This window comes from Streptomyces sp. Root1310, assembly GCF_001426425.1.
Taxonomy (GTDB): domain Bacteria; phylum Actinomycetota; class Actinomycetes; order Streptomycetales; family Streptomycetaceae; genus Streptomyces.
The window spans coordinates 867,137-891,534 of sequence record NZ_LMEQ01000012.1; the positions used below are offsets into that span (position 1 = coordinate 867,137).

General features: G+C 70.8%; 25 protein-coding genes. 12 read left to right on the top strand and 13 right to left on the bottom strand.

What is annotated here, in order from left to right; translation table 11 throughout:
- Window positions 1–159: 159 nt before the first annotated feature.
- The 3 genes from ASD48_RS22025 to ASD48_RS22035 all read right to left on the bottom strand — a co-directional run bounded on the left by ASD48_RS22025 (window position 160) and on the right by ASD48_RS22035 (window position 2,915).
- Complete coding sequence (locus ASD48_RS22025) at window positions 160–1,785, bottom strand: sodium:solute symporter family protein (protein ID WP_057603348.1); 1,626 nt, start codon at window positions 1,783–1,785, stop codon at window positions 160–162.
- Complete coding sequence (locus ASD48_RS22030; RefSeq protein ID WP_057603349.1) at window positions 1,782–2,051, bottom strand: DUF3311 domain-containing protein; 270 nt, start codon at window positions 2,049–2,051, stop codon at window positions 1,782–1,784. The genes ASD48_RS22025 and ASD48_RS22030 overlap by 4 nt, the downstream gene beginning before the upstream one ends.
- 99 nt (window positions 2,052–2,150) lie before the next feature.
- Window positions 2,151–2,915: a GntR family transcriptional regulator gene (locus ASD48_RS22035; RefSeq protein WP_057603350.1), complete on the bottom strand. Its 765-nt coding sequence runs from the start codon at window positions 2,913–2,915 to the stop codon at window positions 2,151–2,153.
- Window positions 2,916–3,289: 374 nt separating this feature from the next.
- Here ASD48_RS22035 and ASD48_RS22040 point away from each other — a divergent pair, with 374 nt between their 5' ends.
- From ASD48_RS22040 to ASD48_RS22055, 4 genes are all read left to right on the top strand, one after another.
- Window positions 3,290–4,570: an extracellular solute-binding protein gene (locus tag ASD48_RS22040; protein WP_057603351.1), complete on the top strand. Its 1,281-nt coding sequence runs from the start codon at window positions 3,290–3,292 to the stop codon at window positions 4,568–4,570.
- Window positions 4,571–4,688: 118 nt separating this feature from the next.
- The gene (locus ASD48_RS22045) at window positions 4,689–5,687 is read left to right on the top strand and encodes a sugar ABC transporter permease (RefSeq protein ID WP_057603352.1); all 999 of its coding nucleotides are present in this window, start codon (window positions 4,689–4,691) and stop codon (window positions 5,685–5,687) included.
- Entirely contained in the window at window positions 5,684–6,562 is an 879-nt protein-coding gene (locus tag ASD48_RS22050) for a carbohydrate ABC transporter permease (protein ID WP_057603353.1), read from the top strand. Before ASD48_RS22045 ends, ASD48_RS22050 begins: the two co-directional genes overlap by 4 nt.
- A gap of 8 nt (window positions 6,563–6,570) precedes the next feature.
- Window positions 6,571–8,097 carry a glycoside hydrolase family 3 protein gene (locus ASD48_RS22055; protein WP_057603354.1) on the top strand — a complete coding sequence of 509 codons (1,527 nt, stop codon included), beginning with the start codon at window positions 6,571–6,573 and terminating at the stop codon, window positions 8,095–8,097.
- A 74-nt stretch (window positions 8,098–8,171) separates the two neighbouring features.
- On the opposite strand, the gene nagB is transcribed toward ASD48_RS22055, so the two are convergent.
- Window positions 8,172–8,957, bottom strand: a complete 786-nt coding sequence (nagB, locus tag ASD48_RS22060; RefSeq protein WP_057603355.1) for a glucosamine-6-phosphate deaminase — start codon at window positions 8,955–8,957, stop codon at window positions 8,172–8,174.
- 556 nt (window positions 8,958–9,513) lie between these two features.
- Between nagB and ASD48_RS22065 the strand changes: the two genes are divergently transcribed.
- Complete coding sequence (locus ASD48_RS22065) at window positions 9,514–10,989, top strand: PAS domain-containing sensor histidine kinase (RefSeq protein WP_079073896.1); 1,476 nt, start codon at window positions 9,514–9,516, stop codon at window positions 10,987–10,989.
- A 289-nt stretch (window positions 10,990–11,278) separates the two neighbouring features.
- On the opposite strand, the gene ASD48_RS22070 is transcribed toward ASD48_RS22065, so the two are convergent.
- Both ASD48_RS22070 and ASD48_RS22075 read right to left on the bottom strand, forming a co-directional pair.
- A complete protein-coding gene (locus ASD48_RS22070) occupies window positions 11,279–11,536 on the bottom strand; it encodes a WhiB family transcriptional regulator (protein ID WP_016639615.1) in 258 nt (85 codons plus the stop codon).
- Between the two features lie 319 nt (window positions 11,537–11,855).
- Window positions 11,856–12,824: a diacylglycerol kinase family protein gene (locus ASD48_RS22075; RefSeq protein ID WP_054242776.1), complete on the bottom strand. Its 969-nt coding sequence runs from the start codon at window positions 12,822–12,824 to the stop codon at window positions 11,856–11,858.
- A gap of 149 nt (window positions 12,825–12,973) precedes the next feature.
- Here ASD48_RS22075 and ASD48_RS22080 point away from each other — a divergent pair, with 149 nt between their 5' ends.
- The gene (locus ASD48_RS22080) at window positions 12,974–13,414 is read left to right on the top strand and encodes a hypothetical protein (RefSeq protein WP_057603357.1); all 441 of its coding nucleotides are present in this window, start codon (window positions 12,974–12,976) and stop codon (window positions 13,412–13,414) included.
- A 39-nt stretch (window positions 13,415–13,453) separates the two neighbouring features.
- On the opposite strand, the gene ASD48_RS22085 is transcribed toward ASD48_RS22080, so the two are convergent.
- The 3 genes from ASD48_RS22085 to ASD48_RS22095 form a co-directional block, all read right to left on the bottom strand.
- The gene (locus tag ASD48_RS22085; RefSeq protein WP_107104366.1) at window positions 13,454–14,566 is read right to left on the bottom strand and encodes an RNA polymerase sigma factor SigF; all 1,113 of its coding nucleotides are present in this window, start codon (window positions 14,564–14,566) and stop codon (window positions 13,454–13,456) included.
- Window positions 14,563–14,976 (bottom strand): anti-sigma regulatory factor, encoded by a 414-nt coding sequence (locus ASD48_RS22090; RefSeq protein WP_020130755.1) that lies wholly within the window; start codon window positions 14,974–14,976, stop codon window positions 14,563–14,565. Before ASD48_RS22090 ends, ASD48_RS22085 begins: the two co-directional genes overlap by 4 nt.
- Window positions 14,977–15,258: 282 nt before the next feature.
- Window positions 15,259–15,519: a UBP-type zinc finger domain-containing protein gene (locus ASD48_RS22095; RefSeq protein ID WP_057603359.1), complete on the bottom strand. Its 261-nt coding sequence runs from the start codon at window positions 15,517–15,519 to the stop codon at window positions 15,259–15,261.
- Window positions 15,520–15,579: 60 nt separating this feature from the next.
- Here ASD48_RS22095 and ASD48_RS22100 point away from each other — a divergent pair, with 60 nt between their 5' ends.
- A complete protein-coding gene (locus tag ASD48_RS22100; protein WP_057603360.1) occupies window positions 15,580–17,178 on the top strand; it encodes a Na+/H+ antiporter in 1,599 nt (532 codons plus the stop codon).
- A gap of 21 nt (window positions 17,179–17,199) precedes the next feature.
- Here the strand turns inward: ASD48_RS22100 and ASD48_RS22105 are convergent, their stop codons facing one another.
- On the bottom strand, window positions 17,200–18,084 hold the full coding sequence (locus ASD48_RS22105; RefSeq protein WP_057603575.1) for a pyridoxal-phosphate dependent enzyme: 885 nt from the start codon (window positions 18,082–18,084) through the stop codon (window positions 17,200–17,202).
- 173 nt (window positions 18,085–18,257) lie between these two features.
- On the opposite strand from ASD48_RS22105, the gene ASD48_RS22110 reads away from it, so the two are divergent.
- Both ASD48_RS22110 and ASD48_RS22115 read left to right on the top strand, forming a co-directional pair.
- Entirely contained in the window at window positions 18,258–19,664 is a 1,407-nt protein-coding gene (locus tag ASD48_RS22110; protein ID WP_057603361.1) for a family 2B encapsulin nanocompartment shell protein, read from the top strand.
- 50 nt (window positions 19,665–19,714) lie between these two features.
- On the top strand, window positions 19,715–20,773 hold the full coding sequence (locus ASD48_RS22115; RefSeq protein ID WP_242432688.1) for a family 2 encapsulin nanocompartment cargo protein polyprenyl transferase: 1,059 nt from the start codon (window positions 19,715–19,717) through the stop codon (window positions 20,771–20,773).
- Between the two features lie 197 nt (window positions 20,774–20,970).
- On the opposite strand, the gene ASD48_RS22120 is transcribed toward ASD48_RS22115, so the two are convergent.
- Window positions 20,971–21,576, bottom strand: a complete 606-nt coding sequence (locus ASD48_RS22120; protein ID WP_057603363.1) for a TetR/AcrR family transcriptional regulator — start codon at window positions 21,574–21,576, stop codon at window positions 20,971–20,973.
- 121 nt (window positions 21,577–21,697) lie between these two features.
- On the opposite strand from ASD48_RS22120, the gene ASD48_RS22125 reads away from it, so the two are divergent.
- The 3 genes from ASD48_RS22125 to ASD48_RS22135 are packed head-to-tail and all read left to right on the top strand — an operon-like array spanning window position 21,698 to window position 23,183.
- Complete coding sequence (locus ASD48_RS22125) at window positions 21,698–22,282, top strand: dihydrofolate reductase family protein (RefSeq protein WP_057603364.1); 585 nt, start codon at window positions 21,698–21,700, stop codon at window positions 22,280–22,282.
- A gap of 57 nt (window positions 22,283–22,339) precedes the next feature.
- Window positions 22,340–22,585 (top strand): hypothetical protein, encoded by a 246-nt coding sequence (locus ASD48_RS45005; protein WP_063887477.1) that lies wholly within the window; start codon window positions 22,340–22,342, stop codon window positions 22,583–22,585.
- Between the two features lie 19 nt (window positions 22,586–22,604).
- Window positions 22,605–23,183 carry a histidine phosphatase family protein gene (locus tag ASD48_RS22135; RefSeq protein WP_057603366.1) on the top strand — a complete coding sequence of 193 codons (579 nt, stop codon included), beginning with the start codon at window positions 22,605–22,607 and terminating at the stop codon, window positions 23,181–23,183.
- 12 nt (window positions 23,184–23,195) lie between these two features.
- On the opposite strand, the gene ASD48_RS22140 is transcribed toward ASD48_RS22135, so the two are convergent.
- Both ASD48_RS22140 and ASD48_RS22145 read right to left on the bottom strand, forming a co-directional pair.
- On the bottom strand, window positions 23,196–23,981 hold the full coding sequence (locus tag ASD48_RS22140) for a VOC family protein (RefSeq protein ID WP_057603367.1): 786 nt from the start codon (window positions 23,979–23,981) through the stop codon (window positions 23,196–23,198).
- On the bottom strand, window positions 23,978–24,391 hold the full coding sequence (locus ASD48_RS22145; RefSeq protein WP_057603368.1) for a VOC family protein: 414 nt from the start codon (window positions 24,389–24,391) through the stop codon (window positions 23,978–23,980). The genes ASD48_RS22140 and ASD48_RS22145 overlap by 4 nt, the downstream gene beginning before the upstream one ends.
- Window positions 24,392–24,398: the final 7 nt, after the last annotated feature.

Here is a 24,398-nt window from a genome sequence, read left to right on the forward strand (position 1 = left end):
GCGGCCCGAGCGGCTCAGACGGCCTGCGCGGCCCGGGTGGCTCAGGCGGCCCGAGCGGCTCAGGCGACCTGCGCGACCCGAGCGGCTCAGGCGGCCCGGGCGACCTGCGCGGCCGGAGACGCCAGAGTGGCCGGAGACGCCCTGGTGGCCGGAGACGCGCTAGTGACCCGCGCCCGCCGTCGCCGGGGGCAGCTCCACGGCCACGCCCGGGTCGCCCGCGTCCGCCGTGTAGTCCTCCGGCTTGGTCTCGTCGATGCCGTCGGGAGCCTTGGCGGCCCTCAGGACGAAGGTCAGCACCACCGTGACGACGACGTTGATCACGAACGCCGTGAGACCGATGTAGCCGATCTCGCCGATGCCCGGGATCTCCTTCGACGAGCCGCCGAAGTGCTTCTGGGTCGGGGACGCGACACCGTACGCGGCGAAGGTGCCGTAGACCATGCCGACCGCCCAGCCCGCGAGCAGGGCCCAGCGGTGGAACCAGCGGGTGAACAGGCCGCCGACCAGGGCCGGGAACGTCTGGAGGATCCAGATGCCGCCCAGCAGCTGGAAGTTGATGGCGACCGTCTTGTCCATGGTGAGGACGAAGACCAGGGCGCCCACCTTCACCAGCAGCGAGACGAGCTTGGAGACCTTCGTCTCCTGCGCGGGTGTCGCGTCCGGCTTGATGAAGTCCTTGTAGATGTTGCGGGTGAAGAGGTTCGCGGCCGCGATCGACATGATGGCGGCGGGCACGAGCGCGCCGATGCCGATCGCCGCGAAGGCCACCCCCGCGAACCAGGACGGGAACATGTCCTCGAACAGCTGCGGGATCGCCAGCTGCCCGTTGGTGACCTTGACCCCGGCGGCGATCGCCATGAAGCCGAGCAGCGCCAGCAGACCCAGCATCAGGGAGTACAGCGGCAGGATGGTGGTGTTGCGGCGGATCACCTCACGGCTGCGCGACGACAGCGTCGCCGTGATCGAGTGCGGGTACATGAACAGCGCCAGCGCCGAGCCCAACGCCAGCGTCGCGTACGTCCACTGGCCGGGTTCCGCCGGTGCCAGCGCGCCGCGCGGCTTGCCCGTCGCCGGGTTGGTCTGGCTGAAAGCCTCGCCGGCCTTGGCGAAGATGTCGTCGAACCCGCCCAGCTTGATCGGGATGTAGATGATCGCCACCGCGATGACGATGTAGATCAGCGTGTCCTTCACGAACGCGATCAGTGCGGGGGCCCGCAGACCCGAGGAGTAGGTGTAGGCCGCCAGCACGCCGAACGCGATCAGCAGCGGCAGGTCCTTCACGAACCAGTTGGTGTTCTCGCCGCCGCCGACGCCCATCACGTCGAGCACGGCCTGGATGCCGACCAACTGGAGCGCGATGTACGGCATCGTCGCCAGGATGCCGGTGACGGCGACCGCCAGCGACAGGCCCTTGGAGCCGAACCGGCCGCGGACGAAGTCCGAGGTCGTCACGTAGCCGTGCTTGTGGGACACCGACCACAGGCGGGGCAGGAAGGTGAAGATCAGCGGGTAGACGAGGATCGTGTACGGCACCGCGAAGAAGCCGGCCGCGCCCGCCGCGTAGATCGCCGCGGGTACCGCGACGAAGGTGTACGCGGTGTACAGGTCGCCGCCGAGCAGGAACCAGGTGACCCAGGTGCCGAACGACCGGCCGCCCAGGCCCCATTCGTCGAGGCTGTCGTTCTCGGCCTTGCGCCAGCGCGCGGCCAGGAAGCCCATGACCGTGACGGCCAGGAAGAAGAAGATGAAGACGGCGAGCGCGACGCCGTTCACGCCGTCCTTCACTCCGACGCACCACCCTTCGCGGAAGAAGCGGCGGCGCGGCCGCGCTGGTCACGCTGCCACAGCTTGTACGCGGTCACGGTGAGCGCGGCGGAGAGGGGCACCCACAGCATCTGGTACCAGTAGAAGAACGGGATCCCGATGAACGCGGGATCCACCTTCGCGTACGAGCCCACCCACAGCATCGCCACGAAGGGCGCGATCAGACACAGGGCGATGGCGACGCGCGCAGGCGTCACCACCGGTTCCCTCGTTTCCTCGTCGGACATCGGCGGCTCCGTCCCCTCACTGATCGCCTTGATCACAGGTGTAATGCGCAGGCAATGTAAGTGACGGATAAGCCCAGCGGAAGACCCTCCACAGACCCTCTACTCGGTGGGCCGCTTCAGCCGGGCCACGAACTTGTACCGGTCGCCGCGGTACACCGACCGCACCCACTCCACCGGGCGGCCCTCCTGGTCCAGCGAGTGACGGGAGAGCATCAGCATCGGCAGGCCCACGTCGGTGCCCAGCAGGCCCGCCTCGCGCGGGGTGGCCAGCGAGGTCTCGATGGTCTCCTCGGCCTCGGCGAGACGGACGTCGTAGACCTCGGCGAGGGCCGTGTACAGCGAGGTGTACTTGACCAGCGACCTGCGCAGGGCCGGGAAACGCTTCGCCGACAGATGGGTCGTCTCGATGGCCATCGGTTCGCCGTTGGCCATGCGCAGGCGCTCGATGCGCAGCACCCGTACGCCTGCCGTTATGTCGAGGAGGCCGGCGAGGCGGTCGTCGGCGGTGATGTAGCCGATGTCCAGGAGCTGAGAGGTGGGCTCCAGGCCCTGGGCGCGCATGTCCTCGGTGTAGGAGGTGAGTTGGAGCGCCTGGGACACCTTCGGCTTGGCGACGAAGGTGCCCTTGCCCTGGATGCGCTCGAGACGGCCCTCGACGACGAGTTCCTGGAGGGCCTGGCGGACGGTCGTGCGCGAGGTGTCGAACTCGGCCGCCAGGGTGCGCTCCGGCGGGACCGGGGTGCCCGGAGACTGTGTCTCCGTGATGTCGAGCAGGTGTTTCTTCAGGCGGTAGTACTTGGGCACACGCGCGGTACGGACGGTCGCCCCACCCTCGTTCTCCGCACTGCTGACGTCGGTGCTCATGGCCTGCCTTCCCGGCTGCGGGTGCCGAAATGGCCGACACGCCGTCGGCCGCGGCTCACATCGTGGCACGGACGCGGGGATGGTGCCCCACCGTTCCGTGATCCCTCTGTATACCGTCGCAACCTTTGCTGGTCTAGTCCACCAGGGCAAATGGTCTACCGGAGCTGCGGCCTCCGGGGCCGAGGTTTTCGAGGGCTTCTTACTTAAAGGTTCCTGCATATGTAGGTCCCATAACGGCTGTTCGGAGGGGGTTCGGCCACCCTTGACAGGCTTATTGGTCTGAGCCAAGCTCTGCCCACTGGTCTACACCATTGGTCCAGAGATCGAGGTCCCGGCCCGTGGGCGGGGGGTGTGGCATCCCTGAGGAGGATGGCGTGAAGCGCAAGCTGATAGCCGCGATCGGTATCGCGGGCATGATGGTCTCCATCGCGGCGTGCGGGGACGACAGTGGCAGCGGGGACTCGAAGGGCACCGACGCCAAGGAGCTGACGGTCTGGCTCACCGTCGACGCGCAGAACAACTGGCCCGAGCTGGTGAAGGCCGCCGACGCGGCGGTGCAGAAGGCGCACCCGGGCGTCAAGATCAACCACGAGTACTACGGCTGGCCGGACAAGAACGCCAAGCTGGACGCGGTTCTCGCCACCGACAAGGCCCCCGACGTCGTCGAGATGGGCAACACCGAGATGCTCGGCTACATGGTCAAGGGCGCCTTCGCTCCCCTCGACGCCGCCAAGTTCGACAACTCCTCCGCCTGGCTCGACGGCCTCAAGGCCTCGGTGACCTACGACGGCAAGACCTACGGCGTCCCGTACTACGCGGGCGGCCGGGTCGCCAACTGGCGCAAGGACCTCTTCGCCTCGGCGGGCGTGAAGACCACGCCGAAGACCTACACCGAGCTGACCGCCGCCCTGGACAAGGTCCAGAAGAAGGAGGGCGACAAGTTCTCCGCCTGGTACCAGCCCACCCGTGACTGGTACGCGGCCATGTCCTTCGTCTACGACGCCGGCGGCTCGATCGCGAAGGAGGAGGGCGGCGCGTGGAAGGCCAACCTCTCCTCGCCCGAGTCCCTCAAGGGCCTCACCGAGTTCAAGAACGTCCTGGACAAGTACATGCACGGCGACAAGACCAAGGACGAGTCCGACCGCTACATCGTCTACGGCCAGGCCAAGTCCGGCATGATCTTCGCTCCCGCCTGGGAGGGCGCGACCGCCGCGGCGAAGGAGAACGACAAGACCGGCAAGCTCGCGAACAACGTCGAGAACTTCGTGATGCCCGGCCCGTCCGGCAAGAACCTCCCCGTCTTCCTGGGCGGCTCCGACCTGGCCGTCCCCGTGAAGTCGGACGCGCAGGGCCTGGCGGCCGAGTGGATCAACGCCTTCACCGGCCCGTCCGGCCAGAAGGGCCTGATCGCCAAGGGCAACCTGCCCAACAACAAGACCGACCTCGCGACCCTCAAGAGCGACCCGGCCACCGCGGTCCCGGCCACCGCCGCCGAGTCCAACTGGTTCGTCCCGATGGCTCCCGGCTGGGGCCAGGTCGAGAAGGCCCAGGTGCTCCAGACCATGCTCCAGAGCATCGGCACCGGCAAGAAGACGGTCGAGGCCGCCGCGAAGGACGCGGACGCCGCGATCGACAAGGTCATCAACACCAAGTGACCTGAGGGCAGGGCCCCGTCGACCCCGGAGGCTTCATCGGGGCGGGGCCCTGCCTCCCGTACGACCCGTACGGGGCTTCGCCTTCGTACGACCCGAGGGACCGCTGAGGAGCGCGCGGATGAGTGCCGCAGACACGACCACTGCCAAAGTGCCGCCGACGCGGCAGTCGCCACCACCACCGCCCACGGGCGGACCCGGCGCGAAGAGACCACGCGGCGGCCGCGGTTCCCGCGGGGCCACGACCCCCTGGCTGCTCCTCGCCCCCTGCCTGCTGGTCCTCGCCCTGGTGATGGGCTATCCGCTGGTCCGGCTGGTCACCCTCTCCTTCCAGAAGTTCGGGCAGTCCCAGCTGTGGGGCTTCCAGCCGGCCGAGTCGGTCGGGTTCGACAACTTCACGGGCGTGCTGGGCGACGGCGAGTTCTGGCAGGTCGTCTTCCGCACGATCGTCTTCGCGGCCGGCTGCGTGATCTTCACGATGGTCATCGGCATGCTGATCGCGCTGCTCCTCCAGCGGGTCTCCGGCTGGGTGAAGACCCTCGTGAACATCGCGCTCGTGGCCAGCTGGGGCATGCCGGTCATCGTCGCCACCACCGTCTTCAAGTGGCTGTTCGACGCCGACTACGGCATCCTCAACGCGGTCCTGAGCAGGCTGCCGGGCGTCGAGCTGATCGGCCACAACTGGTTCGCCAGCGGGCCGCAGGGGCTGGCGGTCATCATGCTCCTCGTCGTCTGGGGCGCCGTGCCCTTCGTGGTCATCACCCTCAGCGCCGGCCTCACCCAGGTCCCGGCCGAACTCGAGGAGGCCGCCCGCCTCGACGGCGCGGGCGCCTGGGGCGTCTTCCGGTACGTCACCCTGCCCATCCTCAAGCCGATCATCGTGATGCTCACGACCCTGTCGGTCATCTGGGACATGGGCGTGTTCCCCCAGGTCTTCGTCATGCGCAACGGACACCCGGAAGCCGAGTTCCAGATCCTGACGACGTACTCCTACGACCGTGCCTTCGTCGTCAACGACTACGGACAGGGCTCGGCGATCGCCCTGATCACCGTGCTGCTGCTGCTCGGGGTGGTCGCCGTCTACATGCGCCAGATGCTGAAGATCGGAGAGGTCGAATGAGTGCCGTTGCCTCCGAGGCGAGCCGGGCCGGAGGCCGGGCCGCAAGCCGGTCCGGGCGCCGCAGGTCGAAGTCCGGCTGGAACCTCCTCGGCGTGCTCGTCTTCGTCGTCGCGGGCTTCCCCGTGTACTGGATGCTCAACACCGCGTTCAAGCCGGCGAAGGACGCGATCGACCCGGACCCGAGCCTGCTGCCCACGGGACTCACCCTCGACAACTTCAGCCGCGCGCTGCACATCGCCGACTTCTGGGGCCCGGTGGGCCGCAGCCTGCTCGTCTCCCTGGCGGTCGTGGCGATCGGTGTCGTCGTCGGGATGCTGGCCGCCCTGGCCATCTCCCGGTTCGCCTTCCGCGGCCGCAAGATCGTGATCGTCGGCATCCTGGCCGTCCAGATGGTCCCGCTCGTCGCCATGATCATCCCGGTCTTCCTGCTCCTGAACGACCTGGGCCAGTACGACAAGCTGTCCGGCCTGATCCTCACGTACCTGACCTTCATCCTCCCCTTCACGGTGTGGACCCTGCGCGGCTTCATCGTCAACATCCCGAAGGAACTGGAGGAGGCCGCGATGGTCGACGGCTGCTCCCGCACCGGGGCCTTCGTCCGGGTGGTCTTCCCGCTGCTGGCGCCGGGCATGGTCGCCACCTCGGTCTACGGCTTCATCCAGGCCTGGAACGAGTACCTCTACGCCCTGATGCTGCTCAGCCAGAAGAACCAGACGGCCACCGTGTGGCTCAGCAACTTCTCCACCAAGCACGGCACCGAGTACGCCCCGATGATGGCCGGCGCCACCATGATGGCGCTGCCGATCGTCGCCCTGTTCCTCCTTGTCCAGCGCAAGATGGCCGCGGGGCTGACCGCGGGCGCCGTGAAGGGATAACGCTCCCGATGACGACAATCGCCAGCGGCACGGACACTCTCACCCGTGACGCCCTGACGGTCCTTCAACCCGGCTTCCCCGGCACCACCGCCCCCGACTGGCTGCTGCGCCGCCTCGGCGAAGGCCTGGCGTCGGTGGGCCTGTTCGGCCGGAACATCGCCTCACCGGAACAACTGGCCTCGCTGACCGCGCAGTTGCGCGCGGAGCGGGACGACGTCCTGGTCGCGATCGACGAGGAGGGCGGAGACGTCACGCGCCTCGAGGTGCGCACCGGCTCCAGCTTCCCCGGCAACCACGCGCTGGGCGCGGTGGACGACGTCTCGCTCACGCTGGAGGTCGCCGCGGAGCTGGGCCGCCGCCTCGCGGAGTGCGGCGTGAACCTCAACTGGGCGCCCTCCGCCGACGTGAACTCCAACCCCGCGAACCCCGTCATAGGGGTCCGCTCGTTCGGCGCCGACCCGGGCCTGGTCGCCCGGCACACCGCCGCCTACGTCACCGGCCTCCAGTCGGCGGGCGTGGCGGCCTGCACCAAGCACTTCCCGGGCCACGGCGACACGGCCGTCGACTCGCACCACGCGCTCCCGCGCATCGACGCCGACCCCGCGGTCCTGACGGAACGCGAACTGACCCCGTTCCGCGCCGCCATCGCCGCCGGAACCCGCGCCGTGATGAGCGCGCACATCCTGGTCCCCGCCCTGGACCCGGCCCGGCCCGCGACCCTGTCCCCGCGCATCCTCACCACCCTGCTCCGCGAGGAACTCGGCTACGACGGCCTGATCGTCACCGACGGCATGGAGATGCAGGCCGTCGCAGCGACCTACGGCATCGAACGGGGCAGCGTCCTCGCCGTCGCGGCCGGCGCCGACGCCATCTGCGTGGGCGGCGGCCTGGCGGACGACGAGACGGTACGCCGCCTGCGCGACGCCCTGGTCACCGCCGTCCGCACGGGCGAACTCCCCGAGCAGCGTCTCGCGGACGCGGCGGAGCGGGTGCGGGCACTGGCCCGCTGGACGGCTCCGCGGGGCACCACCGCGGCCGGCCCCGACGAGAGAACGGCGCGCGCGGGCGGGAGCGCCGGCCGGGCCGATGTCGGGCTGATCGCCGCCCGCCGGGCTCTGCGCCTCACCGGCGACGACGTCTTCACCCCGCTCACCGACCCGCCGTACGTCGCCGCGCTCACCCCGGTCGCGAACATCGCCGTCGGCGACGAGACCCCCTGGGGCGTGGCCGCGGAACTGGGGCGGCTGCTGCCGGGGACGGACACCGGCAGCTTCGCGGGCGCGGACGCGGGACACGCGGCGCTGATCGCGGCGGGGGAGCGGCGGATCGTGGCCGTGGTGCGCGACGAGCACCGGCACCCCTGGATGACGGCGGCCCTCGACATCCTCCTCAGGGCGCGCCCGGACACGGTCGTCGTGGAGATGGGCGTCCCCCAGGCCCCGCCCCGCGGCGCCCTGCACATCGCCACCCACGGCGCGGCCCGGGTGTGCGGCCGTGCGGCGGCGGAGGTCATCGCGGTCGGCCCGCCCGCCTGAGCGTCACCACGACGAAGGCGCCGGACTCCCGAGGAGGAGTCCGGCGCCTTCGTCGTGCCGGTGGTGGCGTGAGTTCAGATGCCCTGCCACGACGGCTTGGCGGCGTACGTGTGCCGGAAGTACTCCGCGAGCTTCAGCTTGGACGCGGCCGCCTCGTCGACGACGACCGTCGCGTGCGGGTGCAGCTGGAGCGCGGAGGCCGGGCAGATCGCGGCGACCGGCCCCTCGACGGTGGCCGCGACGGCGTCCGCCTTGCCCTCCCCGGTGGCGAGCAGCACCAGGTGCCGGGCCTCCAGGATCGTGCCGATGCCCTGCGTGATGACGTGGTGCGGGACCTGGTCGATGTCGCCGTCGAAGAAGCGCGCGTTGTCGACGCGGGTCTGCTCGGTCAGCGTCTTGATCCGGGTGCGCGAGGCCAGGGAGGAGCACGGCTCGTTGAAGCCGATGTGCCCGTCGGTGCCGATCCCGAGCAGCTGGAGGTCCACTCCGCCGGCCGCGGCCAGCGCGCGGTCGTACGCCTCGCACGCGGCCAGTACGTCCGTGGCGGTGCCGTCCGGCCCGAGGAAGGCCTCCATGCCGATGCCCAGCGGCTCCAGCACCTCGCGCCGCAGCACCGAACGGTAGGACTCGGGGTGCTCGGCGGGCAGGCCCACGTACTCGTCGAGCTGGGCGATCCGCGCCCGCGTGGTGTCCACCGATCCGGAGCGCACCTCGGCCGCCAGCGCCTGGTAGACGGGCAGCGGGGTGGAGCCGGTGGCCACACCGAGCAGGGCGTCCGGCTTGCGCCGCAGGAGCTGCGCCATGGCCTCGGCGATGAGCTCGCCGCCCGACCGGGCGTCCGCAACGATCACAACTTCCACGCTGGCCTGCCGTTCTGAGAGGGGCACGGGGGACCCGGAAGGACTATGTGGTTTAGACCAATCTATGGGGTCAATCTAACAGAGTCGCCCCTGTCCGTCTTCGGGTGCGGGAGGGGGAGGGGGCCGCTCCGGAGTGGATCGCGGAAAATGCCGGGCGGAACTGGCCCCGCGCGGGAACCCGCACAGGCTAGGCTGCGTTGTGGATGTCAGAGCGTCCGCAGACCCACGACAACGAACGACCTTCCGTACATGGACACCCTTAGTGGTCTAGTCCACAATGGAAGGAAGTACGACACAGAACCTCCGTCTTCCCCGCACAGGAGGGCGGATCGAGGACCCGGAGCTCTCTGCCCTGACTGCCCCGGTTCCTCACCTTCGGTCGACGGGACCGCACACCCCGCGGCCGATATTGCTCCGGGCTGCGGTGCCGGGAGGGCTGAGGGTCCCTCTCAGGCGCCGCGGCCCGCGGGTGTTTCCGGGGCCGGGCCCCGCGCCGCCGACCGCGCGCCGCCGACAGGTTTAGGCCCCGCACAGACCCGCGGGTACGCTCGCAGACGTGCCCTCCATGAACGAACTCGTACGCCAGCACACCGCACTCGACGACTCCGACCTCGAGTGGCTCCACCTGCTGGTCTCGGAGTGGCAGCTGCTCTCCGACCTCTCCTTCGCCGACCTGGTCCTGTGGGTCCCCACCCGGGACGGCACCCGCTATGTCTCGGTCGCCCAGATGCGGCCCAACACCGGGCCGACCTCCTACCAGGACGACATGGTCGGCCACCTCGTCCCGCGCGGCCGCCGTCCGCTGCTCGACGCCGCCCTGGACGAGGGCCGGATCGTGCGCGAGGGCGACCCGGAATGGCGTGAGGAGGTCCCCGTACGGGTCGAGTCGATCCCCGTACGGCGTGAGGGCCGCGTCCTCGGGGTCATCGCCCGCAACACCAACCTGCTCACCGTGCGCACCCCCAGCCGCCTGGAGCTCACCTACCTCCAGAGCGCCTCCGACCTCGCGCAGATGATCGCGGCCGGCTCCTTCCCGTTCCCCAACCAGCAGATGGACATGGACGCCGCCCCGCGCGTCGGCGACGGCCTGATCCGCGTCGACGGCGACGGAATCGTCCAGTACGCCTCCCCGAACGCGCTGTCGGCCTACCACCGCATGGGCCTCGCCTCCGACCTGGTCGGCCAGCACCTCGGCCTGACCACCGCCGAACTCGCCCCCACCCGGGGTCCGGTGGACGAGGCCCTCGCCAAGGTCGCCAGCGGCTGGGCGCCCCGCGAGTTCGAGATCGAGGCCAAGGACGGGGTCATCCAGTTCCGGGCGATCCCGCTCAAGCCCAAGGGCACCCGCATCGGCGCGCTCGTGCTGCTCCGCGACGTCACCGAACTGCGCCGTCGCGAGCGCGAGTTGATCACCAAGGACGCGACCATCCGGGAGATCCACCACCGGGTGAAGAACAACCTCCAGACGGTGGCGGCCCTGCTGCGCCTCCAGGCGCGGCGTATCGAGTCCGAGCGCGGCCGGGAGGCGCTGGAGGAGGCGGTCCGCCGGGTCGGCTCGATCGCCATCGTGCATGAGACGCTGTCTCAGAACCTGGACGAGCGGGTGGAGTTCGACGAGATCGCCGACCGGGTACTGGCGATGGTCGCCGAGATCTCGCCTGGCAAGGTCGCCGGCCGCCGCAGCGGACGCTTCGGCATCCTGGACGCCGAGGTCGCCACCCCGCTGTCCATGGTCCTCACCGAGATCCTGCAGAACGCCCTGGAGCACGGCTTCGTCGAGGGCGACACCGGCACGGTCGAGGTGTCCGCGGTCCGCGGCGGCACCACGAAGGAGACGCGGCTCCTGGTCACCGTCCAGGACGACGGCGTCGGGCTGCCCGAGGGCTTCGACCCGCACACCTCCGGCAACCTCGGCCTCCAGATCGTACGGACGCTGGTGGAGGGCGAGTTGGGCGGAACCTTCGACATGGTCCCGGGGCCGGAGCGCGGCACCCAGGTGATCCTGGACATCCCGGTGCGCACACAGAAATAGCGGACGCGCGTCGGCGCTTTCGGGCGGCGCGGTCAGGTGAGGGCGCGCCCGCAGGCACGGTCCGGCGGGGCGGTCAGGTGAGGGCGCGGGTGGACGGTACGGGCAGAACGCGCGGGCGGGCCCGGTGTGCGCGCAGCAAGAAGCCCCGGACCGTTCAGGGGTCCGGGGCTCGAATGCTCGTTGCCAGCTTGTGCTGCGCATCGGGGGTACTGCGCGCTGCGGCTCGGGGGCGGGAAGATGCGTACTCGCTGTACGCGCCGCCAAGCTCAGGCTTGCGGGGCGGGTGTTGTCAGGCGGAAGCCTGACGGGCCCGGTTGCGGGCGGCGCGGCGCTTCATCGCACGACGCTCGTCCTCGCTGAGGCCACCCCAGACGCCGGAGTCCTGGCCGGACTCGAGCGCCCACTGCAGACACTGCTCCATAACCGGGCAGCGACGGCAGACGGCCTTGGCTTCCTCGATCTGCAGCAGCGCAGGACCGGTGTTGCCGATGGGGAAGAAGAGCTCGGGGTCTTCCTCGCGGCAAACGGCGTTGTGACGCCAGTCCATGGCTGCTACCTCTCCTTGGTATTACGTGCAAGTTGCTTGTGAATGTGAACGCTTTCACGAATCCCTCAACAAGTGAAGGGCCACCAGCCAGGTTCCCTGGCGCGGTCCTGTTGTTTGAAGAGGGGTTCCGGTGATCAGTGGATGCCGGTGTTGCGGGCTGTCCCGATCGCCACGTAGAGACTCGCAAACCTCAGCGGCGGATACAACCCCTTCCGGAAAGTTTTTTTTGATTCCTCGGTGTCGACTAGGTCACAGCCGTACTTCCATGGGGTGGACCCTGGCCTAAACGTTCGAGTGAAAGGACTTCAGCCCTTTCTGCTCACACAATCACACGCAGTGCACGGCGTACGCCTGTGAACGTCACGCTTGTTCGCAGCCCCAGGTGGTCACCGTCCATCTGAAGGGGCAAAGGGACCTTCGAATGCAAGGTGAACTGGTCCAGATCGTGCAGGGAGACGGCGTGCTTGCCGTGCGGGCCCCGTTCGGGGGACGAAGTGAGCAACTGGGTGCCATATCGGGCGACAGAGGCCGTGGACAGACGGCTGAGACCCAGTACGTCGAGGCCTGTATCGAACGAGGCCTTAGGCGACGCGTACACCGGGCGATTGCCCAGATACGTCCACGGAGCCGTGTTGCAGACTATGGACAGCACCAAATCGGTCACCGGTTCGGCACCCGGACGCTCCAGGGTGATCGACCCGTGCCGGCGCTGTGACTCACCCAACAACTGGCGCATGGCCTGGCGGATGTAAAGAGCGTGGGTGGATCTCCTGCCGCGCTCGCGCTGCTGCTCCACCCGCCCCACCACTCCGGCGTCGAAGCCCAGTCCCGCGTTGAACGTGAACCAGCGCGAGGGCACCGCCTCGTCCTCCGTGCCCGGCGTACCCGCCGCGAGGCCGAGCCCGACCGTACGCTCACCGCCCTCGCGCAGGGCGTCCAGCAGCGCGCCGGTGGCCTCCACCGGATCGTTGGGCAGCCCCAGGGCGCGGGCGAAGACGTTGGTGGAACCGCCGGGGACCACCGCTATACCGGGCAGGTTCTCCGGATCGGGGCCGGCGTGCAGGAGGCCGTTGACCACCTCGTTGACCGTGCCGTCGCCGCCGAGGGCCACCACCAGATCGACGTTTCCGCTGTCCGCCGCCTGCCGGCCCAGGTCACGCGCGTGTCCGCGGTACTCGGTGGTGACCGCCTCGAGCTTCATCTCGCTCGCGAGCGCGTGGATGAGGACGTCGCGCGTCCGTGCACTGGTAGTGGTTGCCGCCGGATTGACCACGAGAAGTGCACGCATGAGTTGCAGCGTACCTACTGGGTGGTACCGGGCACAGGCCGAGGTGGGGATCGGGTAAGAGATCGCGGAGTGAGCCTCGACACGAGCGCCGCCCCCCTCGCGCGCGGGTGGCCCGGGGCCCGCCCGCAGGTGCGGGATACCCTTCTGGGGTGAGCAGTGACGAGACCTCCGCCGCCCCGGAAACCACCGGACCCCGCCCGCGCCGGCTGACGTACGCCGCCGCGCTCGTCGCCCTGGAAGGGCTGGCGCTGGTCGTCGGTGGGGTGTGCATGCTCGCCCTGGGGATCAGCGGCGACCCGGACGACCGTCAGCAGGCCGTCACCGGCGGGGTCACGCTGATCGTGCTGGCGCTGCTGCCGCTGCTCGCCGCCCGTGGGCTGCTGGGGCTGCGCAGCTGGAGCCGGGGACCCGCCGTCATCACCCAGGTCATGGCGCTGCCGGTGGCCTACAACCTCTTGCAGGCCGACAGTCTGGCCATCCCGGCGGGCATCGCGCTCGCCGCCGTCGCCGTCGCCTCGCTCGTCCTGCTCGTCAACGGCGAGACGACCCGGGCCCTCGGGATCCGGGGGCCGGGCCGCGCATCGGAGTAGGCCGTTCCCGCTGCCGCTCCGCTTGTGCCGCTTGAACCGCTATTCCTCGACGAGCAGTTTCTCCCGCAGCTGGGCCAGCGTGCGGGCCAGCAGGCGCGAGACGTGCATCTGCGAGATGCCGACCTCCTGCGCGATCTGCGACTGGGTCATGTTGCCGAAGAAGCGCAGCAGCAGGATCCGCTTCTCGCGCGGTGGCAGGTCCTCCAGGAGCGGCTTGAGGGACTCCCGGTACTCGACGCCCTCCAATGCCTCGTCCTCGGCGCCGAGGGTGTCCGCGACCGCCGGTGACTCGTCGTCGGTGTCGGGCACGTCCAGGGAGAGGGTGGAGTACGCGTTGGCGGACTCCAGGCCCTCCAGGACCTCCTCCTCCGAGATCGCCAGCTTCTCGGCGAGCTCGTGGACCGTGGGGGAGCGGCCGTGCTGCTGCGACAGCTCGGCCGTCGCCGTGGTCAGCGCCAGGCGCAGCTCCTGGAGCCGGCGCGGCACCCGCACCGCCCAGCCCTTGTCACGGAAGTGGCGCTTGATCTCGCCGACGACCGTGGGGGTCGCGTACGTGGAGAACTCCACGCCGCGCTCGGGGTCGAAGCGGTCGACCGACTTGATCAGGCCGATGGTGGCGACCTGGGTGAGGTCGTCCAGCGGCTCGCCGCGGTTGCGGAAGCGCCGCGCGAGGTGCTCGACGAGCGGCAGATGCATGCGGACCAGCTGGTTGCGCAGGTCCGCGTACTCGGCACTGGTGTTCTCGAGCTTGCGCAGCTCGATGAACATCGCCCGTGCTCCGCTGCGGTCCCCCGGGGCGGGGGTGGCCGGTGGTTCGTGCTGCGTGCCCGGCACGCTCTGTTCGCCGTCTCGCTGGTGCTCGCTCATTGTCCCGCCCGTCGCCCTCTGTCGAGCCCTCGCCTCTGCTCGGCCCGGGGGCGAGCCCCCGATCCGCCTCTCCCGAGGCGAGCCCTGCACGGCACCTTCCGGCAGGCCCGCCTGCGCGGAGACCGACTCGTCCTCCGGATGCGGCCGGGCCTGCTCGGGAATGCCGTCGATGCCGTCCGCCATGCGTCGGGAACCGTCCGGAGAGACTGGAATCTCGGCGTTCTCGGCCGGCAGCTCCCGTGTGCCGCGCTCTTCGTCCCGCACCGGCCCGTCCCCGTTCCTCACGCCGGCCCGGGTCCCGCGCCGCGTTGTTTGTAGAGACTGATCGTCACGGTCTTGTCCTCGTCGACGGCGGAGGACACCTTGCCCGCGAGGGCGGACAGGACGGTCCAGGCGAAGGTGTCCCGTGAGGGGGCGTGTCCGTCCGTGGTCGGCGCGGAGACGGTGACCTCCAGCGAGTCGTCGACGAGTCGGAACACGCAACTGAGTACCGAGCCGGGCACGGCCTGCTGGAGCAGGATCGCGCAAGCCTCGTCCACCGCGATGCGCAGGTCCTCGATCTCGTCCAGGGTGAAGTCCAAACGGGCCGCGAGGCCGGCCGTGGCCGTCCGCAGCACCGACAGGTAGGCACCCGCAGCCGGCAGCCGGACTTCCACGAAGTCCTGGGTCGCGGGCTCGCCTGCGATCTGGGACACCCTCACCTCCAAGGTGGTACAAGCTTTTCGGGGCCGAGGGTCGCCCCCCGGGGTAACGCGTGTGTGGTGCAGCGGTGACGCTATCGCGCTCTCAAGTTTCTGTCCCCGGGACCCCAACCCCCTGGCGTCACTCACAGTAAAGCTGTGAACACGCTCCGTGTCTAGAGGGTCGGTCGGCCCAAATGGGAACAGGGCGCGCCGGGTTGACGTACCCAGGCGTCAGATGGTCGAACCGTACCCGCCGGACGGCCGGGGCGTCATGGTCTCCTCATAGGGCTCTCCTCATACGAGGACATGGTCGACGAAGCACCAGCGCCAGTTCTCGCCGGGTTCGAAGGTCCGCATCACCGGGTGACCCGACTCCTTGTGGTGTGCCGTCGCGTGCCGGCTCGGCGAGGAATCGCAGCAGCCGACGTGGCCGCAGGTCAGGCACAGCCGAAGTTGCACCGGGTGGGTGCCGTCCCGCAGGCACTCCGGACACGTCTCGCCGAGCGGGACGGGTTCCGGGTGGGGCAGCGCGTCGGCGTGCGTGCACTGTTTCATGATTGCCAGATTACGACGGGCGTGCGGACGACCGCGCGGAAAAACGAGGGCGGGCTGGACATGGACGTGATGCCACTGCTGTTGCTGGTGGCCGGCAGTGCGGCTTTCGCGGCGGCGGCCCGGCGTACCCCGGTGCCCGCGCCGCTGCTGCTGGTGGCGGTCGGCCTGGTGGTGTCCTACGTGCCGGGGGTGCCCGACTACACCCTGGACCCCGACGTCGTGCTGCCGCTCCTGCTGCCTCCGCTGCTGTACACGTCGGCCAGCGACAGCTCCTATCTCGACCTGCGCGCCCAGCTGAGGCCGGTGGCCCTGCTGTCGGTCGGGTACGTGCTCTTCGCGACCTTCGCCGTCGGCTGGGCGGCCTATCTGATCGTCCCCGGGCTGCCGCTGACGGCGGCGCTGGTGCTGGGCGCGGTGGTGGCGCCGCCGGACGCGGTCGCGGCCACGGCGGTGGCCCGGCGGGTCGGCCTGCCGTCGCGGATCACCACGATCCTCCAGGGCGAGTCGCTGCTGAACGACGCCACCGCGATCACCGCCTACAAGGTGGCCCTCGCGGTCGTGGTCGGCGAGGGCGCGTCCTGGGCCGGCGGTATCGAGGAGTTCCTGGTGGCGGCGGTCGGCGGAACCGCCGTCGGCCTGATCCTGATGGCCCCGCTGCACTGGCTGCGCACCCATCTCAAGGAACCCCTGCTCCAGAACACGCTCTCCCTGCTGATCCCCTTCGTCGCCTACGCGGCGGCCGAGCAGTTCCACGCCTCCGGCGTCATCGCGGTGGTCGTCGTCGCGCTCTACCTGGGCCACCGCGCGTGGGAGGTCGACTTCGCGACCCGCCTCCAGGAGGAGGCCGTGTGGAAGATGGTCGCCTTCGTCCTGGAGTCGGCGGTCTTCGCGCTGATCGGCCTCCAGCTCCCGGTCGTCCTGAAGGGTCTCGGCGCGTACGAGGGTGCCGAGGCCGCCTGGTACGCCGTCGCCCTGTTCCTCGTGGTCGTGGCGGCGCGCTTCCTGTGGGTGTACCCGGCGACCTTCCTGCCCCGGCTGCTGTCGGCGCGTATCCGCGCGCGGGAGGAGAACCCGACCTGGCGGGGGCCGATCGTCATCGCCTGGGCCGGCATGCGGGGCGTGGTCTCGCTGGCCATCGCCTTCTCCATCCCGCTCACCGTGGACCACGGCGACGCGCCCTTCCCGCACCGCAATCTGATCCTCTTCCTCACCTTCACGACGGTCATCGGCACCCTGGTGGTGCAGGGGCTGACCCTGCCGCCGCTGATCCGTCTGCTGAAGTTCCCCGAGCCCGACCCGCAGGCCGCGACGCTCGCCGAGGCCAATGCCCAGGCCCAGGCCTCCCGGGTCGCCGAGGAGCGCCTGGACGCGCTGCTCGCCGACGAGCGCAACGCACTGCCGCCGCCGCTCGCCGACCGGCTGCGCAGCGTCCTGGAGCGGCGCCGCAACGCCGTCTGGGAGCGCCTCGGGCAGGTCAACCCGGTCACCGGCGAGACCGTCGACGACACCTACCGGCGTCTCTCGCGCGAGATGATCAGCGCCGAGCGCGAGATGTTCGTCCGGCTGCGGGACGGCCGCTACATCGACGACGAGATGCTGCGCACGCTGCTGCGCCGGCTGGACCTGGAGGAGGCGGCGGCGTTCCGGGAGGCGGCGTAGGCGCGGTCGTCCGCCGTCGCCTCACGGGAACGGGCGGCCCGTGATCACGGCCGTGACGGTCGTCCCGCGCGCGAAGGCGCCCTCTTCGGCCAGGGCGACAAGGCCGTAGAGCGACTTGGCGACATAGAGACGTTCCACCGGCACTGCGTGGCGTCCTTCGAAGTCCGCCGCGAAGGCCTCCAGCTCGGGGGTGACACGGGCGTAGCCGCCGAAGTGGAAGCGTTCGTCGAGCCGCCACTCGCCCCGTCGGCCGCCGAACGCCTCCTCCTGCAGCGCCTGTATCCCGTCACCCAGGAAGCCGCCCCTGAGGACCGGTATGCCCAGGGCCCGCTGGCCCGGGGCGAGGCCTGCCGCCAGGCCGGCGAGGGTCCCGCCGGTGCCGCAGGCGAGGGCGACGACGTCGGTGCGGCCCCGCAGCTCCTCGCCGAGCGCCCGGCAGCCGCGGACCGCCGCCGCGTTGCTGCCGCCCTCGGGCACGACGTACGCGTCCCGCGCGCCGACCGTGTCCAGCAGCTTCCCGAGCACGTCCGGCTCGGCCTTGCGGCGGTAGGTCGAGCGATCCACGAAATGCAGGCGCATGCCGTCGGCCGCGCACCGGGCCAGGGACGGGTTCAGCGGCCGGCCGGCCAGTTCGTCGCCGCGCACCACACCCACCGTCGGCTGCCCCAGCAGACGGCCGGCGGCGGCCGTGGCCCGCAGATGGTTGGAGTAGGCGCCCCCGAAGGTGAGGAGCGTCCGTCCCGCCGCCCGCTCCAGATTGGGCGCGAGCTTGCGCCACTTGTTGCCGATCAGCTCGGGGTGGATCAGGTCGTCCCGCTTCAGCAGCAGCCGGACGCCGTACCGCCCGAACCGCTCGTCGGACACTTCCTGGAGGGGGGACGGCAGGCGGGGGCGGAGGTCGGTCACCCGCTCATTGTCGAACACCGTTCGGTGAAACGTACCTCTTCCCTGCCCACGTTGATCCATTCCCGCTCTTTCGGGTAATAGCACGAGCACACACCGTGATGGAAGGCTTGCCGCGTGAACGAAGTGCATCGGCGCAGTTCGGCGTCCGTGCATGAATCGGGAGGGCATTTCTCATGTCGGTAGGCGAAGAGGTCCGCGCGGATTCGGGCAAGCCGCAGCAGAGTCTCGGCACCGCGGCCGCGCGGAACCTGGCCACCACGACCAAGTCCGCACCGCAGATGCAGGAGATCAGTTCCCGCTGGCTGCTGCGGAATCTGCCCTGGGTGGACGTGCAGGGCGGTACGTACCGGGTCAACAGGCGTCTGACGTACGCGGTGGGCGACGGCCGCATCACGTTCGTGAAGACCGGCGACCGCGTCGAGGTCATCCCGGCCGAGCTGGGCGAACTGCCCGCGCTGCGCTCCTACGAGGACGAGGAGGTGCTCGGGGAACTCGCCCAGCGCTGCAGGCAGCGGGAGTTCGGCCCGGGCGAGGTCATCGCCTCCTTCGGCAGCCAGAGCGAAGAGGTCTACCTGCTGGCGCACGGCCGTGTCGAGAAGGTCGGCACCGGCCCGTACGGCGACGACCAGGTGCTCGGGGTGCTCGCGGACGGCGCGTACTTCGGCGACCAGGCGCTGCTCGACGCGGACGCCATCTGGGAGTACACGGCCCGGGCGGACACGGCCTGCACGGTGCTGATCCTGGCCCGGCAGGACGTCGAGCAGGTCGCGGAGCGTGCCGAATCCCTCCGCGAGCACCTCCACCAGCTGCGCGCGATCCCCGAGCAGCGCACCAACAAGTACGGCGAGAAGGAGGTCGACCTCGCCGCCGGTCACGCCGGCGAGCCGGACATCCCGCACACGTTCGTGGACTACGACGCCCGGCCGCGCGAGTACGAACTGAGCATCGCCCAGACCGTCCTGCGCATCCACTCGCGTGTGGCCGACCTGTACAACCAGCCGATGAACCAGACCGAGCAGCAGCTGCGGCTGACGGTCGAGGCGCTCAAGGAGCGCCAGGAGCACGAGCTCGTCAACAACCGCGAGTTCGGGCTGCTGCACAACTGCGAGTACGACCAGCGGCTCCAGCCGCACGACGGCGTGCCGAGCCCGGACGACCTCGACGAACTGCTCAGCAGGCGGCGCGGCACCAAGATGCTGCTCGCCCACCCGCGCGCGATCTCCGCGATCGGCCGTGAGCTCAACAAGCGCGGGCTCGTCCCCGAGACGATCGACGTCGGCGGCAACCGGATCCCGACCTGGCGCGGGGTGCCGATCTACCCGTGCAACAAGATCCCGGTGACCGCGGCCCGCACCAGCTCCATCATCGCGCTGCGTCTGGGCCAGGAGGACCAGGGCGTCATCGGCCTGCGCCAGTCCGGCATCCCGGACGAGATCGAGCCGAGCCTGTCCGTGCGGTTCATGGGCATCAACGAACAGGCCATCATCAAGTACCTGGTCACGGCCTACTACTCGGCCGCGGTCCTGGTGCCGGACGCGCTGGGCGTCCTGGAGAACGTCGAGATCGGCCGCTGGCGGTGACTTCCGCCACCAGGCGGTACCGGGGTGAGGCGCGCGAAAGGCGGAGGCCCATCGGCAGCCAGGGCGACAGTGGTCCGGGGCCGGCCGACGGGTACGACGCGGCGGTGATCCTGGAGCGGTCCCGGGCGTCGGTCGACCCCGAACTGCGACGGGCCATCGACGCGTTGCCACGCTCCATGCGCCGGGTCGCGCTCTACCACTTCGGCTGGGAGCACGCGGACGGCACCCCGGCGGCGGCCAACGCGGGCAAGGCGATCCGCCCGGCCCTCGTGCTCGCCGCGGCCACCGCGCTCGGTGGCCCGGCGGCCCGCGCGGCGGCCCTGCGGGCGGCGGCCGCGGTCGAACTGGTCCACAACTTCACGCTGTTGCACGACGACGTGATGGACCGGGACACCACCCGCCGGCACCGCCCCACCGCCTGGACCGTGTTCGGCGACGCCGACGCGATCCTCGCCGGGGACGCCCTCCAGGCCCTCGCCCTCGGGCTGCTGGCCGTGGATCCGCATCCCGCGTCCGCGGCGGCCGCCCGCCGGGTCGCGGCCTGTGTGGTCGAACTCTGCGCCGGCCAGCAGGCGGACACGGCCCTGGAGAAGCGCGGCCCCGCCGAGACCACCCTCGACGAGGTGCTCGTCATGGCCGAGGCCAAGACGGGAGCCCTGCTCGGCTGCGCCTGTGCCGTGGGCGCGCTGTACGCGGGGGCGGCCGAGGAGGACGTGGACGCGCTGGACGCCTTCGGCCGCGAGGCCGGGCTCGCCTTCCAGCTCATCGACGACGTCATCGGCATATGGGGAGACCCGCGGCACACCGGCAAGCCGGCCGGCGCGGATCTCGCCGCACGCAAGAAGTCCCTGCCGGTGGTCGCCGCACTGACCTCCGGGACCCCGGCGGCCGCCGAACTGGCCGAGCTGTACGCGGCGCCCTACGACCCGGCCGACCTGGACCGCACGACGCTGGCCGTCGAACGGGCAGGCGGCCGTGAATGGGCGCAGGAGCAGGCGGCCGACCGCATGGCCCGCGCGATGCACGAACTGGCCCGGGCGATCCCGGACCCGGAGGCGGCGGGCGGCCTGCTGTCCCTGGCGGAGTTCGTGACCCGGCGCAGCAACTAGGACCCGACCCGGCCCGACCGGCCGAGGCCACGGGCCAACAGGGTCGGAGAGGTACGCGGAGGGGCTGGGAGGAGCGAGGAGGGTCGAGAAGGGGCGAGGACGAGGGGGGCGACGGAGGAAGCCGGACTGTTCCGGCGGGTTCCGGTCCGGCGGGTCCCGCACATCCCCACGGTGTGCGGGGCCCGCCGGCGTGCGTCCTACGCGGGTTCCCCGGCGCCGTCCGGGACCACCGTCGCCACGATCCGCTCGACCAGACCCTCCGGCACCCCCACCCCCGGCAGGACGCCGTCCAGGACGTCCGGCAGGGTCAGGTGCTCCAGGATCAGCCCGAGCATCGCCAGGTACAGGACGACGACGGTCTCGTCGCCGCCGGGCAGGCCGGCCTCGCGATGGAAGAACAGGCCTTGGTCGAGGTCGCCGCGCACCGACGTGGTGAAGGAGGCGCGGAGCTCGGGGCGCCGGGTGGCCTCGAGGCGCATCTCCAGCAGGGCGAGATAGCCGCTCCGGTCACGGGTCGCGCGGGCCGTCAGGTCGTGCATGAACGCCGTGACCAGGGAGCGGTCGCGCGGCCGCGCCAGCAGCGCGCCGAGCACCTCGGGGTCGGGCGCCAGCCGGACGTGCAGCCGGGCGTCGATCTGCCGCAGCAGGTCGTCGCGGCCGGTGAAGTAGTTGGAGGCGGTGCCCACCGGCACCGCGGCCGCCGAGTCCACCGCGCGGAACGTGAGCCCTCGCGCTCCCTCGCGCGCGAGCACTTCCACCCCGGCGTCCACCAGGGCCGCCCGGCGCTCCGGATTCCCGGCCATGCGGAACCTTCTCTCTCACTTGGCTCCGTTTCCCGGAAGACCGGGAAACTCCCTTGCAACCACTACAGTTGAAGTACTACAACTGGAGTGGTCGGAAAGCAGCCTACGGAAAGAGCCCCACTTGCGAAAGCTCACCTACTTCATCGCGTGCTCCGTCGACGGCTTCATCGGAGACGTGAACGGCGACGGCTCGGCGATGGTCTCCTACGTCGACGAGGAGTTCCTCGACTTCCTCAAGGCGGAGTACCCGGAGACCGTGCCGACCCACGGCCGTCGCGCGCTCGGCTTCGACGACCTGGAGAACAAGAGGTTCGACACGATCATCCAGGGCCGGGCCAGCTACGACCTGGCGCTCAAAGAGGGCGTCCCCAGCCCGTACGCGCACCTGCGCCAGTACGTCGCCTCGCGCACCCTCGGCCGGTCGCCCTCCCCGGACGTCGAGATCATCGCGGACGGTCTGCTCGACAAGGTCCGTGAGCTGAAAGCGGAGGACGGCGGCCTCGGCATCTACCTGTGCGGCGGCTCCCGTGTCGCGGGCGAGCTGATCGACGAGATCGACGAGCTGGTGATCAAGACCTACCCGATGGTCTACGGCGCCGGCATGCCGATGTTCGGCACGGGCTTCGACATCGCCCGCTTCACCTTCGGCGGGGTGCGCTCCTTCGGCAACGGCGCGGTCGTACGGACGTACGCAAGGGAACGCTGACCGACACTGACGCACAGCGGGGAGCGCTCGGGTGCGTGCCGCCCTACTCTGGAGGGCATGGACCGGGAACAACGCGTCTGTCCCTCCTGTGGGCAGCCAGTGCAGTCCGTCGTCCGGCGACACAAGACGCTGGGCGCGTGGGTCCCGCGCTGGGTGCCGGGCCCGTGTCACAACCCTCACTGCGAGGAGTACGTGGAACCGGGCCCCCGGCACAAGGCGGCCGAGGCGGCCGAGGCCGCCGGGGCCGAAGAGGAACCCGCACCCGAGACGGAACCCGAAACCCCCGCCGCCCCGACCTCCTGACCCCGCCGAGCGGAGACCGATGACCAGCCGAGTGACCCTGATCTCACCGGCGGTCACCTCGGCTCTGCGCGAGGCTCGATTCGACGACGGCAGCTGCGAGGTGGACGCCGCCGGGATGCGGCGGGCCCGGTCGGCCGCGGCGCTGCTGCGCGGCGCGGACCGCTCGGCGGCCTCGCCCTCCACCCGGTGCCGGCAGACCGCCGAGGCGCTCGGCCTGCCCGCGCCCGAGGTACCCGCGCTCGCCGCTCTCGACGTCGGCCGCTGGCGCGGCCGGACCCTCACCGAGGTGTCGGCCGCCGAGCCGGACGCGGTCGCCTCCTGGCTGGCGGATCCGGCCCGTGCCCCGCACGGCGGGGAGACGGTGCTGGAGCTGTGCGACCGGACCGGGGCCTGGCTGGAGGACACCGCCCGCACCCCGGGGCGGGTGACCGCCGTGGTGGAGCCCGACGTCGTGCGCGCCCTGCTGGTCCGTGCGCTGGGCCTGCCGGAACCGGCCTTCTGGCGCCTCGACGTACGGCCGCTGACCGCCGTGGACCTGAGCGGCCGGGCGGGCCGGTGGAACCTGCGCGTGGGCGCGCCGCTGGGAGAGGGGCCGTAGGCCGCTCCGCGCTCAGTGGCCGGACGTCGGTCCGGTGGCCCGGGAAGCGGCTCGTGGCAGCCCGCCCGTCTCCGCGTCGCGCCCCGTCAGGCAGTACAGGCCGCCGGTCGGGTCGCGCATCACCGTCCAGTGGGACCGGCGGGCCACGAGGACCGCGCCGAGTTCCTCGTGCCGGGCGCGTACGGCGTCGATGTCCGGGCCGCAGGCCAGGTCGGGATGGGCGCGGACGGCGCCCTCCGTGTCGAGCCGCTGGAGCAGGACGCGGACCGGCAGCCCCGGTGGCGGCTCGACCACGTGGAACTCCGGCCGGGAGCCCGGCCGCGCCGACCAGTCGGGCAACAGGCCGCTCCAGAAGGCCACTTCGCTCTCGTACGCCGACGGCGGGACGTCCATGCACACCTGGTCCAGGCGGCTGCCGGCCACCACGGGCGGCCGCACGGACTCCCCGTGCCACGGCACCGCGCAGAACAACTGTCCGGCGGGGGAGCGCAGTACGGCCCAGCCGTCGTGCGCGGCGGCCGTCTCCGCGCCCAGTTCCCGCGCCGCCGCGACGAAACCGGGCACATCCCGCACGGAGAGGTCCAGATGCGCGCCGCCCTCGCCGTCCGTGACCGCCTGCGCCTTCACGCAGGCGTCGGCGCCGACGTCCTTCGGCAGCAGCGTGACGAACTCCCCGTCCCCGCCCCTGGGCGCGGAGAGGGAGGTGTTGGTGACGGCCGTCCAGAAGTCGCACGCCCGCGCGAAGCTCCGGGTGGGCCGGTCGACGAAGACGTGGGCCCAGCGGACCGGTCCGCTCATCCGGCCCGCTCCATGAACCGCAGCATGTTGCCCGCCGGGTCACGGAACGCGCAGTCGCGCACCCCGTAGGGCTGGTCCGTCGGCTCCTGGAGCACCTCGACGCCGGCCTCCAGCACCCGCGCGTGCAGGGCGTCGCAGTCGGCGGTGGTGAAGATGACCCCGCGCAGCACCCCCTTGGCGAGCAGCCGGGCCATCGCCTCCCGGTCGGCGGAGGAGAAGTCCGGGTTCGCGCCCGGCGGCTCCAGAACGAGGTTCACGTCCGGCTGGAGCGGCGACCCGACGGTCACCCAGCGCATCCCCTCGAAGGAGACGTCGTTGCGGACTTCGAGACCGAGAACCTCGACGTAGAAGTGCAGGGCCTTGTCGTGGTCGTCGACGGCGACGAAACACTGGTGGAGTTTGAGGTCCATGGCGTCC

Bases quoted from the DNA above. Each gene is read 5' to 3' on its own strand.
- ASD48_RS22030 (WP_057603349.1), bottom strand. From the start codon at position 2,051: ATGTCCGACGAGGAAACGAGGGAACCGGTGGTGACGCCTGCGCGCGTC.
- ASD48_RS22035 (WP_057603350.1), bottom strand. From the start codon at position 2,915: ATGAGCACCGACGTCAGCAGTGCGGAGAACGAGGGTGGGGCGACCGTC.
- ASD48_RS22045 (WP_057603352.1), top strand. From the start codon at position 4,689: ATGAGTGCCGCAGACACGACCACTGCCAAAGTGCCGCCGACGCGGCAG.
- ASD48_RS22050 (WP_057603353.1), top strand. From the start codon at position 5,684: ATGAGTGCCGTTGCCTCCGAGGCGAGCCGGGCCGGAGGCCGGGCCGCA.
- ASD48_RS22055 (WP_057603354.1), top strand. From the start codon at position 6,571: ATGACGACAATCGCCAGCGGCACGGACACTCTCACCCGTGACGCCCTG.
- ASD48_RS22070 (WP_016639615.1), bottom strand. From the start codon at position 11,536: ATGGACTGGCGTCACAACGCCGTTTGCCGCGAGGAAGACCCCGAGCTC.
- ASD48_RS22075 (WP_054242776.1), bottom strand. From the start codon at position 12,824: ATGCGTGCACTTCTCGTGGTCAATCCGGCGGCAACCACTACCAGTGCA.
- ASD48_RS22095 (WP_057603359.1), bottom strand. From the start codon at position 15,519: ATGAAACAGTGCACGCACGCCGACGCGCTGCCCCACCCGGAACCCGTC.
- ASD48_RS22100 (WP_057603360.1), top strand. From the start codon at position 15,580: ATGGACGTGATGCCACTGCTGTTGCTGGTGGCCGGCAGTGCGGCTTTC.
- ASD48_RS22110 (WP_057603361.1), top strand. From the start codon at position 18,258: ATGTCGGTAGGCGAAGAGGTCCGCGCGGATTCGGGCAAGCCGCAGCAG.
- ASD48_RS22120 (WP_057603363.1), bottom strand. From the start codon at position 21,576: ATGGCCGGGAATCCGGAGCGCCGGGCGGCCCTGGTGGACGCCGGGGTG.
- ASD48_RS45005 (WP_063887477.1), top strand. From the start codon at position 22,340: ATGGACCGGGAACAACGCGTCTGTCCCTCCTGTGGGCAGCCAGTGCAG.
- ASD48_RS22135 (WP_057603366.1), top strand. From the start codon at position 22,605: ATGACCAGCCGAGTGACCCTGATCTCACCGGCGGTCACCTCGGCTCTG.
- ASD48_RS22140 (WP_057603367.1), bottom strand. From the start codon at position 23,981: ATGAGCGGACCGGTCCGCTGGGCCCACGTCTTCGTCGACCGGCCCACC.
- ASD48_RS22145 (WP_057603368.1), bottom strand. From the start codon at position 24,391: ATGGACCTCAAACTCCACCAGTGTTTCGTCGCCGTCGACGACCACGAC.